Source organism: Micromonospora sp. NPDC049559 (genome assembly GCF_040676675.1).
GTDB lineage: Bacteria > Actinomycetota > Actinomycetes > Mycobacteriales > Micromonosporaceae > JBFAPK01.
Genome location: NZ_JBFAPK010000007.1, coordinates 78405 through 91873, shown reverse-complemented (window position 1 = coordinate 91873; position 13469 = coordinate 78405). Strand labels below are relative to the sequence as shown.

Annotated in this window: 15 protein-coding genes; 7 read left to right on the top strand and 8 right to left on the bottom strand. The window is 71.5% G+C overall.

Annotated elements, in window-relative coordinates; translation table 11 throughout:
• Nucleotide 1: 1 nt before the first annotated feature.
• From AB0J86_RS11390 to hppD, 6 genes are all read right to left on the bottom strand, one after another.
• Entirely contained in the window at nt 2-901 is a 900-nt protein-coding gene (locus tag AB0J86_RS11390) for a hypothetical protein (RefSeq protein WP_363855950.1), read from the bottom strand.
• 115 nt (nt 902-1016) lie between these two features.
• Nucleotides 1017-1682, bottom strand: coding sequence for a hypothetical protein (locus AB0J86_RS11385; RefSeq protein WP_363855948.1), 666 nt, complete (start codon nt 1680-1682; stop codon nt 1017-1019).
• Nucleotides 1683-1776: 94 nt separating this feature from the next.
• A complete protein-coding gene (gene hisC / locus AB0J86_RS11380; RefSeq protein WP_363855946.1) occupies nt 1777-2880 on the bottom strand; it encodes a histidinol-phosphate transaminase in 1104 nt (367 codons plus the stop codon).
• Complete coding sequence (locus AB0J86_RS11375) at nt 2877-3971, bottom strand: RDD family protein (RefSeq protein WP_363855944.1); 1095 nt, start codon at nt 3969-3971, stop codon at nt 2877-2879. Before AB0J86_RS11375 ends, hisC begins: the two co-directional genes overlap by 4 nt.
• A 19-nt stretch (nt 3972-3990) precedes the next feature.
• Nucleotides 3991-4689 (bottom strand): RDD family protein, encoded by a 699-nt coding sequence (locus AB0J86_RS11370; protein WP_363855942.1) that lies wholly within the window; start codon nt 4687-4689, stop codon nt 3991-3993.
• Between the two features lie 11 nt (nt 4690-4700).
• Nucleotides 4701-5906, bottom strand: coding sequence for a 4-hydroxyphenylpyruvate dioxygenase (gene hppD, locus AB0J86_RS11365; protein ID WP_363855940.1), 1206 nt, complete (start codon nt 5904-5906; stop codon nt 4701-4703).
• A gap of 158 nt (nt 5907-6064) precedes the next feature.
• Between hppD and AB0J86_RS11360 the strand changes: the two genes are divergently transcribed.
• The 3 genes from AB0J86_RS11360 (at nt 6065) to AB0J86_RS11350 (ending at nt 9837) form a co-directional block, all read left to right on the top strand.
• A complete protein-coding gene (locus AB0J86_RS11360) occupies nt 6065-6577 on the top strand; it encodes an Lrp/AsnC family transcriptional regulator (protein WP_363855938.1) in 513 nt (170 codons plus the stop codon).
• A gap of 64 nt (nt 6578-6641) precedes the next feature.
• On the top strand, nt 6642-8099 hold the full coding sequence (locus tag AB0J86_RS11355) for a PQQ-binding-like beta-propeller repeat protein (protein WP_363855934.1): 1458 nt from the start codon (nt 6642-6644) through the stop codon (nt 8097-8099).
• A 67-nt stretch (nt 8100-8166) separates the two neighbouring features.
• Entirely contained in the window at nt 8167-9837 is a 1671-nt protein-coding gene (locus AB0J86_RS11350) for a fumarate hydratase (protein WP_363855933.1), read from the top strand.
• A gap of 204 nt (nt 9838-10041) precedes the next feature.
• Here the strand turns inward: AB0J86_RS11350 and AB0J86_RS11345 are convergent, their stop codons facing one another.
• Nucleotides 10042-10233, bottom strand: coding sequence for a hypothetical protein (locus tag AB0J86_RS11345; protein ID WP_363855932.1), 192 nt, complete (start codon nt 10231-10233; stop codon nt 10042-10044).
• A gap of 210 nt (nt 10234-10443) precedes the next feature.
• Between AB0J86_RS11345 and AB0J86_RS11340 the strand changes: the two genes are divergently transcribed.
• Nucleotides 10444-10707, top strand: a complete 264-nt coding sequence (locus AB0J86_RS11340) for a winged helix-turn-helix domain-containing protein (RefSeq protein WP_363855930.1) — start codon at nt 10444-10446, stop codon at nt 10705-10707.
• Nucleotides 10708-10711: 4 nt separating this feature from the next.
• Here AB0J86_RS11340 and AB0J86_RS11335 read toward each other — a convergent pair whose 3' ends face one another.
• A complete protein-coding gene (locus AB0J86_RS11335; protein WP_363855928.1) occupies nt 10712-10870 on the bottom strand; it encodes a hypothetical protein in 159 nt (52 codons plus the stop codon).
• Nucleotides 10871-10897: 27 nt separating this feature from the next.
• On the opposite strand from AB0J86_RS11335, the gene AB0J86_RS11330 reads away from it, so the two are divergent.
• From AB0J86_RS11330 to AB0J86_RS11320, 3 genes are read left to right on the top strand one after another with little or no spacing between them, the layout of a single operon-like run.
• Nucleotides 10898-12307, top strand: a complete 1410-nt coding sequence (locus AB0J86_RS11330; protein ID WP_363855926.1) for a class II fumarate hydratase — start codon at nt 10898-10900, stop codon at nt 12305-12307.
• 56 nt (nt 12308-12363) lie between these two features.
• Entirely contained in the window at nt 12364-12747 is a 384-nt protein-coding gene (locus AB0J86_RS11325; RefSeq protein ID WP_363855925.1) for a metalloregulator ArsR/SmtB family transcription factor, read from the top strand.
• A 51-nt stretch (nt 12748-12798) separates the two neighbouring features.
• Nucleotides 12799-13467, top strand: a complete 669-nt coding sequence (locus AB0J86_RS11320) for an SRPBCC family protein (RefSeq protein ID WP_363855923.1) — start codon at nt 12799-12801, stop codon at nt 13465-13467.
• The last annotated feature ends 2 nt before the right edge of the window (nt 13468-13469 follow it).

The window sequence follows — 13469 nt, the reverse complement described above, 5'->3', positions numbered from 1 at the left end:
GTCACACGCCCGTACGATCGCGCCTCCCCCTGCTGCGAATCACGAGGACCAGACCCACGATGACCACCAGCCCGATGCCCAACGAGGTGCCGATGATGCCCCACAACCCGGTGAGGCGGGAGAGCCGGCCCGGCTTGCCCAGCTTGCCGGGGTCCGGGAAGGAGATCGTCGCCGTCACGGAGCGCGTCACCGTTCCGCTCCGGAGATTGATCTCGATCTTCCAGGGTCCGTTGGAGATCTCGGCGGGCAGCCGGGCGAGCACCTGGCCGGCCTGGCCTGGCGCGAGAGTGGTCCCGCTCGCCACCTGAAACGGTCCGGCTCGCATCCCCGCTGGGCCGTCGGAGAGGTTGACGGATCCGGTCATGTCCAGTGCCCGCCCGCCGGTGTTCCGTACCCCGATGCTGACGGACGGGACGCCCTGCACGTCCCGGGACGGGACGATGTCGCCGATGGTGAAGTCGGAGCGTGGCTCGCCGCCGGGGCCGATGTCGAGGTAGACGCGTACGCCGACGCGGTGGACCTTGTGCACGCTGGCGGACGGGTCCGTGCCGGTGGCGACCGCCGCCCACACCACCCCGTAGCGCTCGCCAGCCGGGGCGGTCATCGGCACCTGGATCGTCACCCGGGCCCGGGTCTCGCTCTGCGGTGGAAGCTCGACCGTGCGTCGGTCGAGCGATATCCAGGAGGTCAGCTCGTTGTCGGCCTGCTCTCCCCCGTACTGGAACGCCCCGTGGTCGATCGTCGCCGCCTCGGGGTAGAGGTCGACCTTCAACGGTCGCCCGGACTCGTTCTTGACCAGCACCCTTCGGTTGATGGTCGTGCCCGGCGGCAGATGGTCCACGATCGATCGCTGCGCACGGGGGTCGTTGCGCCGGTTGACCGGCGCCTCCAGCAACTGCATGCCGAAGCTGCCGGCGTCGGGTGGCGGAGCGGCCCCGCCGGCCCGGGCGGGTAGGCCCGGACCAGCGAGGCACAGCAGAGAGAGAAATACCCGGCAGGCCAACCGGCCGGATCGGCTAGGCCACACCCGGCGTCACCGAGTGGGTGATCGTACCGGTGTAGGTGCCCGCCACGTTGGTGGTCGCCAGGGTGACCACCAACGAGGGGTCCCAACTGCAACTGTTGTTGCCGGTACCGCCGGTGTGCGTCGCCGCGTCCTGCGCCGTGACGGTCAGCGCCGTCGTCGTGAGAAGCGCGTTGCAGGTGCCGGTCTGGCCGGCTCCCGGCGTCATCGTGCCCGTCGTGTAGGTGACGCTGCCGATCGGCACGACCTCACCGGGGTCGTCGCCGCCCCCGGTGGTGAAGTTCGTGCCGAGAACCGTGGCGGTCCAGGTCGGTGTGGGCGAGGCCCGCTGGTCGTTGACCGTGACCGTGCCGAGGTTGTCGGTGATCGTGCCACCGGCCGGGGTGGCGGTACCGAGGGTCGACGCGTCGGGCACGGTGATCGTCAACGCGCCCGCCTGGACCTCGAACGTCACCGTGGTCGGGCAGGGGTCGCCCGCATCGCAGGTGGTGGTCTGCGCCTGGGCCGGCGAGGCGACGACCAACGACGCCGCCAGCGTGGCGGCGCCGAGCAGGACGCCGCCGACGCGGGCGGGCCGGGGCGTGGCGCCGCCCCGTTCGCGAAGTCGCCGGCCGCCGGCGAGGGATTCGCTAATGCTTTCATATGGTGGAACCTCCATCAACCGATGATTCAGCCTGATTCCGCGCAATGCGGGCAATTGGGAAGTTACCGACTGTCATCTGGCGAGGGAGGATTTTGGCGGTATATAGGTCCTAGAGGGCCGCCTCGGCGGCCGCGAGGAAGGCGTCGTTCTCGGCCGGCGTGCCGATGGTGACCCGGACCCCGTCGCCGGCGAAGGGGCGGACGATCACGCCCCGCGCCTCACAGGCCCGGCCGAACTCCACCGCCCGCTCGCCGAGCGGCAGCCAGACGAAGTTGGCCTGGCTCTCCGGTACGTCCGGCACCAGCTTGCGTACCGCCTCGAGCACGCGGTCCCGCTCGGCCACCACCAGCGCGCAGCGGCGGCGTACCTCGTCCTCCTGCTGGAGCGCGGCGAGCGCCGCGGCCTGCGCGACGGCGCTGGTGGAGAAGGGGGTGACCACCTTGCGGATCGCCGCCGCGACGTCGGGGTGGCCGACCAGGAAGCCGATCCGCAGCCCCGCCAGCCCCCACGCCTTCGACAGCGTGCGCAGCACCACCACGTTGGGGCGGTCGCCGTAGCCGGCCAGGCCGTCGGGCACCTCCGGGTCGGTGACGAACTCGCGGTACGCCTCGTCGAGCACCACCAGCACGTCCTCCGGTACCGCCGCGAGGAAGCGGTCCAGCTCCTCGCGCCGCACGCTCGTGCCGGTCGGGTTGTTCGGGTTGCAGACCAGCGCGAGCCGGGTCCGGTCGGTGATCGCCTCGGCCATCGCGGTCAGGTCGTGCCCGTGCCCGGGCGTGTTCGGTACCTGCACGCTGGTCGCGCCGTTGGTGATCGTCATGATCGGGTACGCCTCGAAGGAGCGCCACGAGTAGACGACCTCGTCGCCGGGGAGGCAGGTGGTGCGGACCAGGTGTTCGGCGAGCGCCACCGAACCGCAGCCGGTGGCGATCCGCTCCGGGTCCACGTCGAACCGCTCGGCCAGGGCGGCGCGCAGGGCGAGGACGCCCATGTCCGGGTACCGGTGCGCGGTCGCCGCCGCGGTGGCGACCGCCTCGACCACCCCGGGCAGCGGGCCGTACGGCACCTCGTTGCTGGCGAGCTTCACTGCCTCGGGCAGCCCGAGTTCACGGGCCAGGTCGGCGGGGTTGCGCCCCGGTACGTAGCTGGGCAGCGCCGCCAGATCGGCACGGGTGAGGCGCAGCCGCGGGGCACGGGGACCGGACTCGGTCATGCGGATCCTCCAGGGGGGTCGGTACGGTCGTCGGTGGCGCGCTCGCCGGTGCCCCGGTCGCCGGGTGCCCGGGGCACCTGCACCACGACGGTCTGCGCGCGCTTGTCGTGCAGCGCCTGGCGCAGCGGCCGGTCGAACAGCGCGGAGACGCAGTCGAAGAGCTGTAGCAGGAAGCCGATCCCGCAGCAGTACCAGAGCAGGCTCGGCAGCCCGCCCAGGGTGTTCCAGCGCCGGAACGCGCGGCCCAAACCGAGCGGCGCCTCCTCGGCGAGCGGCACCACCTTGATGCCCATCAGCCGCTTGCCGACGGTCTGCCCGCTGTTCGCCATCGCGGGTACCTCGTAGGCGAACCAGCACGCGATGGTGAGCAGCAGGATCGCCACCTGGAGCCCGTCGGCCTGCGAACTCACCTGGGGCAGGCCCGAGGTCGACGTGTCGCCGGCCAGCGAGCGGCGGAACACCTCCCGGTAGAACGGCGAGATCTCCTCCACGTACCGCAGGACGAGATAGGCGTTCACCGCGGCGGCGAGCAGGAATACCAGCACGATGTCGATCAACCGGGCGACCAGTCGGGTACCGAACTGGGCCAGGGCGAGCCCGTGCGGTCGCGGCTGCGGCGGGAGCTGGTACCCGTACGGCGGGTACGGCCAACCGGGGGGCGTCGCCCCGGGCGGGAGCTGGCCGGGCGGGAAGGGCGGCGTACCGGGCGGGAGCTGGCCGGGCGGGAAGGGCGGCGTACCGGGCGGGAGCTGGCCGGGCGGGAAGGGCGGCGTACCGGGCGGCGGGGTGCCGTTGACCCACGGCGGCGCCGAGCCGGGCGGCCCGGCCGGCGGGTAGGCCGTCCCCGCGCCGCTGGTCGGGGCCGGATGGCCGGCGCCGGCGGTCGGGGTCGCCGGAACACCGGAGTCCGCCGGGGCGGCGCCGGTCGTGGGTGCCGCGGGCACCTCGGGTTCCTCGGGCTCCACCGGCGGCGGGCCGGGGGGCGGGGTGGCGTCGGCGGGCAGCGGCGCGCCGATCCAGCCCTCGCCGTCCCAGTAGCGCTGGGTGGTCGGTTCGGCCGGATCGGCGTACCAGCCGGGTTGCACGCTCATGCCGCCGACCTCAATCTGGTCATCCTGGAACCTTAACGACCACCGTACGGGCGAACTTGTCGTGGAGGCACTGCTGGTAGGGCTTGTCCCAGAGCTGCCACAACCCGTCGACGTAGCTCGCCCCCGGCACGAACATCGCCGCCACGAACTGCACGAGGTACCGCCGGGCGGCGCCGGCGCGGTCGAGCGAGGCGGCCGGGGAGAGCGGCACCACCTTGATCTTCATGACCCGCTTCCCGAGGGTCTGGCCGCTGCGGAACATCAGCTCCACGTAGTAGACGTAGGCGACGACCAGCATCGCGACCACGAGGCCGAGTTCGATCAGCAGCAGCGGCCCGAAGAGACCCACGAAGTCCGGTTCGGCCAGCGTCCCGTCGGGCTGCACCTGGAGGTCCGACTGGATCTTGAGAAAGAAGAAGATGAACGCCGGTATCGCGAGCAGCATCCCGACCACGGTGAAGACCGCACCGTCGATCAGGTGCGCCAGGAGCCGGTCGGCGAAGCTGGCCAGCGGCTGCCCGGCCGGGCTGAGCGGCGGTGGCGGCGGGGTGAAGTGGTACCGGCCGGGCGGGCCGTAGCCCGGCGCGGCCGGGTCCCAGAGCGGTACCGCGCCGGGTCCGGGCTGGTGGGGGATGCCGGGCCCCGCCGGGGCGGGGCCCGGCGGGGGCGGCGGTGTGGCGGCCGGCGGCCACGGCTCACGAGCGGGGGGCTGAGTCACGCCCGACAGTCTTACAAATTTCCGCGACGTTCCTGTTCCCGCTCGATGGCCTGGAAGAGCGCCTTGAAGTTGCCCTTGCCGAAGCCGAGCGAGCCGTGCCGCTCGATCAACTCGAAGAAGACGGTCGGCCGGTCCTGCACCGGCTTTGTGAAGATCTGCAACAGGTATCCGTCCTCGTCCCGGTCGACCAGGATCCGGCGGGCCTGCAACTCCTCGATCGGGGCCCGGACCTGGCCGATACGGGCCCGCAGCTCCGGGTCCTCGTAGTAGGAGTCGGGCGTGTCGAGGAACTCCACCCCGGCGGCGCGCATCGCGTCGACGCTGGCCAGGATGTCGTTGGTGGCGACCGCGATGTGCTGGGCGCCCGGGCCGCCGTAGAACTCCAGGTACTCGTCGATCTGGGACTTCTTGCGGGCCGCCGCCGGCTCGTTGAGCGGGAACTTCACCTTCCGGGTGCCGTTGGCGACCACCTTCGACATCAGTGCCGAGTAGTCGGTGGCGATGTCGTCGCCGATGAACTCCGCCATGTTGGTGAAACCCATGACCCGGCGGTAGAACTCCACCCACTCGTCCATCCGGCCCAGTTCCACGTTGCCGACGACGTGGTCGACCGCCTGGAAGAAGCGCTTGGGCTGCACCCCGGCCTCGATCATCGGCTGCCGGTCGACGATCGGACCGCGGGCGACGAAGCCGGGCAGGAACGGGCCCTCGTAGCGGGAGCGGTCGATCAGCGAGTGGCGGGTGTCGCCGTACGTGGCGATGGCGGCCACCCGGACCGTGCCGTGCTCGTCGGTCAGGTCGTGCGGGGCGGTGAGCCCGGTGGCACCCTGCGCGGTGGCGTACGCGTACGCGGCGTCCACGTCGGGCACCTCCAGGGCGATGTCCACCACCCCGTCGCTGTGCCGGCTGACGTGCTCGGCGCCCGGCGCGTCGGGGCGGACGGCACCGGTCAGCACGAACCGGGCCGAGCCGCTGGTCAGCACGTACTCGGCGTGGTCGCGGAAGCCCTGTTCCGGGCCCCGGTACGCCACGCAGGTCATGCCGAAGGCGGTGGAGTAGTAGTGGGCGGCCTGCTTGGCGTTGCCCACCAGGAACTGGATGTGGTCCATGCCCTTCACGGGGAACGGGTCGGCGGAGATGTCGTGGGCGACCGCGCCCACGAGACCGTCGATGTCCGCGTCGTCGCCGAGGGGCGGCCGGTCGATCGCCTGAGTCACGTCGGGCTCCTTCCGTGTGGCGGCGGCCGGTGGGCTGCCGCGCTGGTACCGGTGGGCGGTGGTACCGGTGTTGGGGCGAGCATCCCGGGCAGCGCCGGAACTGTGCAACAGTTCAGTAGGAATCTGGTCAGCTTGTGCATTCGGTATGGTCAACTCCCGTGACCGCTGTACACGATGCCCAGCTTGATCGACTCGACGTGCGCCTGATCGAACTGCTCGCCGCCGAGCCGCGGATCGGCGTGCTGGAGTGCTCCCGCCGGCTGGGGGTGGCCCGCGGCACGGTCCAGGCCCGGCTCGACAAGCTGCTGGCGCGGGGGATCATCCGCGGCTTCGGGCCGGAGATCTCGCCGGCGGCGATCGGGTTCGGGGTGACCTCGTTCGTGACCCTGGAGATCAGTCAGCGGCACGGGCACGACCGGGTGACCGCGCACCTGTCCCGGATCCCCGAGGTGCTGGAGGCGTACACCAGCACCGGGGCGAGCGACATGCTCTGCCGGGTGGTCGCCCGCTCCAACACGGACCTGCAACGGGTGCTGGACCAGATCCTCTCGTCGGAGGCGATCACCCGGGCCTCGACCCTCATCGCGCTGACCGAGCAGATCCCGTACCGGACGCTGCCGTTGGTCCGCTCGACCGTGGGGTTGCCCGTGGAAGATCAGCACCAAGGGTAAATACCGGGACGACACGGTCAGCGCCTTAGCGCGTCCGGCCGCCGGCCCTGGTTACCGTGATCCCGTGGCGAGAGGCAGCGGTCGCCTGCACGTGAAGGGTTTCCTCGCCTTCGCGCTGATCGTCGTGATCGTGCTCGCCGCCACCAACGTCTGGAACCCGTTCCCGAACCTGTGGAGCTGGGTCAACCGCAGCCAGCCCCTATCCGAGCCGGACGTGGTCTGGCAGCAGCGGGTGGGTGGCAGCCCCAAGAGCGTCACCATCGCCGGGGACACCGTGATCGTGCAGCAGCGCACCAGCGTCGAGGCGCGCAGCCTCAGCACCGGCGTACGGCTCTGGGAGCGCAAGGCCGACTGGGTCGCGGTGGCCGGCGGCGACCGGGACGCCGTGGTCGCCGTGGGCAAGCTCCTGGTGAAGGGGTACGACCTGGTCGACCCCGCGAGCGGCGCGGTGCGGCGCCACGACGGCGACGCGATCGGGGTCTGGAGCTACCGCAACGCGCTGCTCGACGTCCACTGTGACGACGCCAAGGACTGCACCCTGACCGCCTGGGAGCCGCGCGGCGCGAAGCCGCTCTGGACCACGTTCCTGGAGGGCGTCAAGGTGGGCTGGCTCGCCGACAACCCGGAGACGCTCGGCACCCGCCGGCTCGCCACCGAGCAGGTCGACCCGGGCGCCGCCGGTCCGGAACAGATGCCCTCCCTGCTCGGCCTGCCGGTGGACGGCCGGGTCCAGATTGTCGACACGGCCACCGGGCGGATGGTGCAGGAGTCCGAACCGGGGGAGAACGACAAGCTGGTCGTGGCCGGTGGGCGGCTGCTGCGGATCGGGGCCCGCTCCGCCGACGGCACCTGCTACTTCACGGTCGTGGCGCGGGACCCGGTCACGGGACAGGAGGTCTGGCGCCGGGCCGGGGTGAACCTGCGTACCGCCGACGGCGCGGGCTGCGCCCAGCGGCAGGGCCCGCAGGGCGGGCGCAACGTGCTGGTCGGCGTCGGCCCGGACGGCCGGGAGGCGATCCTCGACGGCTACGACGGGCGGCTGCTCTGGGTCGGCAAGGAGGGCGAGAAGCTGCTCGCCGTCGACGACCGGTACACGCTGGCCCGCTCCGCCGACAAGCGGACGCTCGGCGGTTACGAGCTGACCGCGTCGGCCGCCCGCTGGACCCGCCCGATCGACCCGAAGGGCGGCGCCGCGCTCACCCCGTACGCGGCGGTGATTGTGGACCACCGGCCGGACCGGATCGTCGCCCTCGACCCGCGTACCGGGCGGGAGCTGGCCACGCTCCGCTCGTCGGCGAAGGTACTCGCGGTCGGTCCGGCCGGGATGGTGATCGGCGACGGCCGGGACATCGGGTACGTCCGCTTCGCCGGAGCGGGGTCGGCGCCGGCGGGTCCGGACCGCCCGGGGGCAGGCCCCGGATCCGGCCCGGGACGGGGCGACGAGCCCGGTTCCGGGGGCCCCACCTGTGCCGGCCCGAAGGACGAGGTGTGCCCGGCACCGGGCGGCGGGAAGGACGGATGAGAGCGCCGTCCCACGACCGACCCGGCGGGTGCGACGGACCGGCCCGGCTGGCTTAGGCTTGCCGGTCATGAGCAGTGCCGCCGAGTTCGCCTACGCCCCCCTGCTGCCCCTCGGTGCGGACCAGACCGAATATCGCCTGGTCACCGACGAAGGCGTCGACGTGGTGCACGGGCCGGGCGGCCGACGGTTCCTCACCGTCGAGCCCTCGGCGCTGACCGCGTTGACCGCCGAGGCGATGCACGACATCGCGCACTTCCTGCGCCCGGCCCACCTGGCTCAGCTGCGGTCGATCATCGACGATCCCGCCGCCTCGCCGAACGACCGGTTCGTCGCGCTCGACCTGCTGCGCAACGCCAACATCGCGGCGGGCGGCGTGCTGCCGATGTGCCAGGACACCGGTACGGCGATCGTGATGGGCAAGCGCGGCCGGCACGTACTGACCGACGGCGGCGACGAGGAGGCCATCTCCCGCGGCGTCTACCAGGCGTACACCAAGCTCAACCTGCGCTACTCGCAGCTCGCCCCGCTCACCATGTGGGAGGAGCGGAACACCGGCTCGAACCTGCCCGCGCAGATCGAGCTCTACGCGGAGGACCCGGACGGGCACCCGGACGCGTACAAGTTTCTCTTCATGGCCAAGGGCGGCGGGTCGGCCAACAAGTCGTACCTCTACCAGGAGACGAAGGCGCTGCTCAATCCGACCCGGATGATGCAGTTCCTGGAGGAGAAGCTGCGGCTGATCGGTACCGCGGCCTGCCCGCCGTACCACCTGGCGATCGTCATCGGCGGCACTTCCGCCGAGTACGCGCTCAAGACCGCAAAGTACGCGAGCGCGAAGTACCTCGACAACCTGCCGACCTCAGGCTCGATGCTGGCGCACGGCTTCCGGGACCTGGAGCTGGAGGCCGAGGTGCTGGAGCTGACCCGCCAGTTCGGCATCGGTGCCCAGTTCGGCGGCCGGTACTTCTGCCACGACGTGCGGGTGGTCCGGCTGCCCCGGCACGGCGCCTCCTGCCCGGTGGCGATCGCGGTCTCCTGCTCCGCCGACCGCCAGGCCGTCGCCAAGATCACCCCGTCCGGGGTGTGGCTGGAGCGGCTGGAGACCGACCCCGCGCGGTTCCTGCCGGACGTCACCGACGCGCAGCTGGACGTCGGCGCCGACGTGGTGCGGGTCGACCTCAACCGGCCGATGGACGAGATCCGGGCCGAACTCGCCAAGTACCCGGTGAAGACGCGGCTCTCGCTCAGCGGGCCGCTGGTGGTGGCGCGGGACATCGCCCACGCGAAGATCGCCGAGCGGCTCGACGCCGGCGAGCCGATGCCGCAGTACCTGCGGGACCACGCGGTCTACTACGCCGGGCCGGCCAAGACGCCGGAGGGCTTCGCGTCCGGCTCCTTCGGGCCGACCACCGCCGGCCGGATGGACGCGTACGTGGAGAAGTTCCAGGCGGCCGGCGGCTCGTACGTGATGCTGGCCAAGGGCAACCGCTCGGCCCAGGTCACCCGCTCCTGCGCCGAGCACGGCGGCTTCTACCTCGGCTCGATCGGCGGCCCGGCCGCCCGGCTCGCCCAGGACTGCATCAAGCACGTCGAGGTGCTGGAGTACCCGGAACTCGGCATGGAGGCGGTCTGGAAGATCGAGGTGGAGGACTTCCCGGCCTTCATCGTCGTCGACGACAAGGGCAACGACTTCTTCGCCGAGGTGACCAAGCCCGTCCTCACCGTCGGCCGCCGCTGACGGCGCTGCCGGCGGAGACAGCACGGCGCTGCCGGCGGAGATGGCAATGCCCCGGGCAGCATGCCTGGCAGAGGCGGCACCGGGGCGTACCTCGTCACTGTATTCGCTCCTTCCAGGGAATACAGAACCAATCTTGGTACGGGGCGGCCCCTATAGGGGCCGCCCCGTACCAAGATTGCGGCCACAATCGTCGCGCCGCAGGTGTCACTCCCGGCGGTCGCCCGAGTCGTACTCGTACAGCGCCGTTCGGCCCTCGCCCCGGTCGAGGCCGGAGAGGGTCAGACACTTCACGGGAACCGTGACGCGCTGTCCCGTGCAGCTGGAGCCGGCGTCCATCCACACCTCGACCAGCTCGCTTCTCGGCAGTTGACGCGCGCCGACCGCCAGGATCGTCATGAGACGCGCCTTCCGCGCGGCGCTGACGGGACAGAACAAGAGAGACTGTTCATCGGGTCGGACCTCCCGTGTCCGATCAAGGCCCCGGGTTGCGTGTCCGCGCTGCTCGGGCCGACTTTCACCCCACCGTAGACCCAACCTGTCCAGCCTGTCCATAAAGAGAACACCATAGACAGGCTGGCGTGGCTGGACAGGTGAAAGCCTGTGGGCATGATCGACCCGTGGTCACCGCGCTCCTTCGCTGAACAGGTGGCCGACGCGCTACGGGCGAAGATCGACAGCGGCGAGTGGCCACCCGGGCACAAGCTCCCCGGTGAGGTGACGTTGGCGCAGACGTACGACGTAGCGCGCGGCACCGTGCGGACTGCGCTCGATCTGTTACGCGACGAGGGCCGGGTGGTGACGTTTACCGGGCGCGGCACATTCGTCAGGCCCGAGCCGGAGCCCGGGGACACCGGAGCCGTTGACGCTTAAATCGTCAACGAACGAGCGCCGTCTGTTCCAACATCTCCAGGATCTCCTCAGTGGGCCCGCCGATCGGCCTCCTTTCCGGTGGCCCGGGGACGTGCAGTTGGATCTCACTGATGAACGGCGCCCCGGCATTGTTCGGTAAGCGGGCGGTGGTGGCCAGGATCATCTGCGGGCTGGTCGGCGGCGCGGCAGGATGGATGTCGTGACCACACCAGAGGCAACGGGCTACCGCATCGAACGCGACACGATGGGCGAGGTGGAGGTGCCCGCCGACGCGCTGTGGCGGGCCCAGACGCAGCGTGCCGTGCAGAACTTCCCGATCTCGGGCCGCGGGCTGGAGCCGGCGCACATCCGCGCCCTGGCGCAGATCAAGGGCGCGGCGGCCCTGGTCAACGCCGACCTCGGCGTGCTGGATTCGGAGGTCGCCCGGGCGATAGCCACGGCGGCGGCGCACGTGGCCGAGGGCGGCTACGACGACCAGTTCCCGATCGACGTCTTCCAGACCGGCTCGGGGACCTCGTCCAACATGAACGCGAACGAGGTGATCGCCACCCTGGCCGCGCGGGAGCTGGGCCGGTCGGTGCACGCGAACGACGACGTCAACGCCTCCCAGTCCAGCAACGACGTCTTCCCCTCGTCGATCCACCTGGCCGCCACGCAGGCGGTCGTGCACGACCTGCTGCCCGCGCTCAACCACCTGGCCGCCGCGCTGGAGTCCAAGGTGGAGGAGTTCGCCACGGTGGTGAAGGCCGGCCGTACGCACCTGATGGACGCCACGCCGGTCACGCTCGGGCAGGAGTTCTCCGGGTACGCCAGCCAGGTCCGGTACGGCGTCGAGCGGCTGGAGGGCGTGCTGCCCCGCCTCGCCGAGCTGCCGCTGGGCGGTACGGCGGTCGGCACGGGGATCAACACGCCGGCCGGCTTCGGCGGGAAGGTGGTCGAGAAGCTGCGCGAGCTGACCGGCCTGCCGTTGACCGAGGCGCGCAACCACTTCGAGGCGCAGGGCGCCCGGGACGGGCTGGTCGAGGCGTCGGGCCAGCTCCGTACCGTCGCCGTCGGGCTTTACAAGATCGTCAACGACATCCGGTGGATGGGCTCCGGTCCGGCGGCCGGCCTGAAGGAGCTGCGTATCCCGGACCTGCAGCCCGGCTCGTCGATCATGCCTGGCAAGGTCAATCCGGTGGTCTGCGAGGCGGTCCGGCAGGTCTGCGCGCAGGTGATCGGCAACGACGCCGCCGTCGGGTTCGCCGGCTCGCAGGGGGACTTCGAACTCAACGTCATGCTGCCGGTGATGGGGCGCAACCTGCTGGAGTCGATCACCCTGCTGGCCAACGCCAGCCGGTTGCTCGCCGACCGCTGCGTGGTCGGGCTGGTCGCGAACGCCGAGGTCGCCCTGGCGTACGCGGAGGGCTCGCCCGCCATCGTCACGCCGCTGAACCGCTACCTCGGGTACGAGGAGGCGGCCTCCATCGCCAAGGAGGCGCTCGCCACCTCGTCCACCATCCGGGAGGTCGTGCTCTCCCGGGGGCACGTCGAGGCGGGCAGGCTGACCGAGCAGCAGCTCGACGAGGCGCTCGACGTGCTGCGGATGACTCGTCCCTGACCTGCCCACTGTTTCAGAGTTGACTTATATAAGCCGTAGCTGGGATTATCGCGGTCGTGCACGCGTTCGACGTACTCGGTGATCCGGTACGGCGCCGGATCCTGGAGCTGCTCGCCGACGGCGAACAGACCTCGGGTGCGATCAGCGCCGCTGTTCAGCGTGAATTCGGCATCTCCCAGCCCGCGGTCTCGCAGCACCTCCGGGTGCTGCGGGACAACGGCTTCGCCACGGTCCGGGCCGAGGGCACCCGCCGGCTGTACGCCGTGGACTCGGCGCCGCTGCGCGAGGTGGACCTCTGGCTCGACCGGTTCCGGGGGTTCTGGAACCAGCGGCTCGACGCGCTGGCCACGGAGCTGGCCCGGGGAAAGCGGGAGCGCCGGGGGCGCCCCGGCGGGGCGGAGCCGGCGGGTGGGGAGGCCGCGACCGACGCCGACCGTTAGGGGGCGACCCGTTCCGGCGAGGGCGGGCGCCTCCCCGTAAAGGGACGAGAAATGATCGACATCATCGACGAGATCAACGCCATCCGGCGGCGGGTCGGCCAGACAACCCTCGGCGAGAGCGACGCCCGGGTGGTCGTCGCCGAGCGCGGCTACGACGCGGCGATCGAGGACGTCTGGGACGCCATCACCACCCCGGAACGGCTCACCCGCTGGTTCCTGCCGGTCAGCGGTGACCTGCGCCCCGGCGGGACGTACCAGTTCACCGGCAACGCCGGCGGCCGGATCCTGCGCTGCGAGCCGCCCCGGCTGCTGCGGGTGACCTGGATCTTCGGTGAGCACGCCGAGGCGGGCGGCTCCGAGGTGGAGGTCCGGCTGCGGTCGGACGCGCCCGAGCGGACCACGCTGGAACTCGAACACGTCGCGGCGGTCGACCCCGCCATGTGGGACCGGTACGGCCCGGGCGCGGTCGGGGTCGGCTGGGACCTGACGCTGCTCGGCCTGGGCCTGCACCTGGGCGGCACGTCGATCGGCAACCCGGACGAGTGGGCCGTCTCGCCCGAGGGCCGGGGGTTCGCGACGAGCAGCAGCGAGGCGTGGGGTGCGGCGTACGGGGCGGCGGGCGCCAGCTCCGAGGTGGTGGCCACCGCGATCCGGAACACCACCGGCTTCTACGCGCCGGAGCCCGGTCCCACCGGCGAGGGAACGCCGGTGTCCGGCTGACG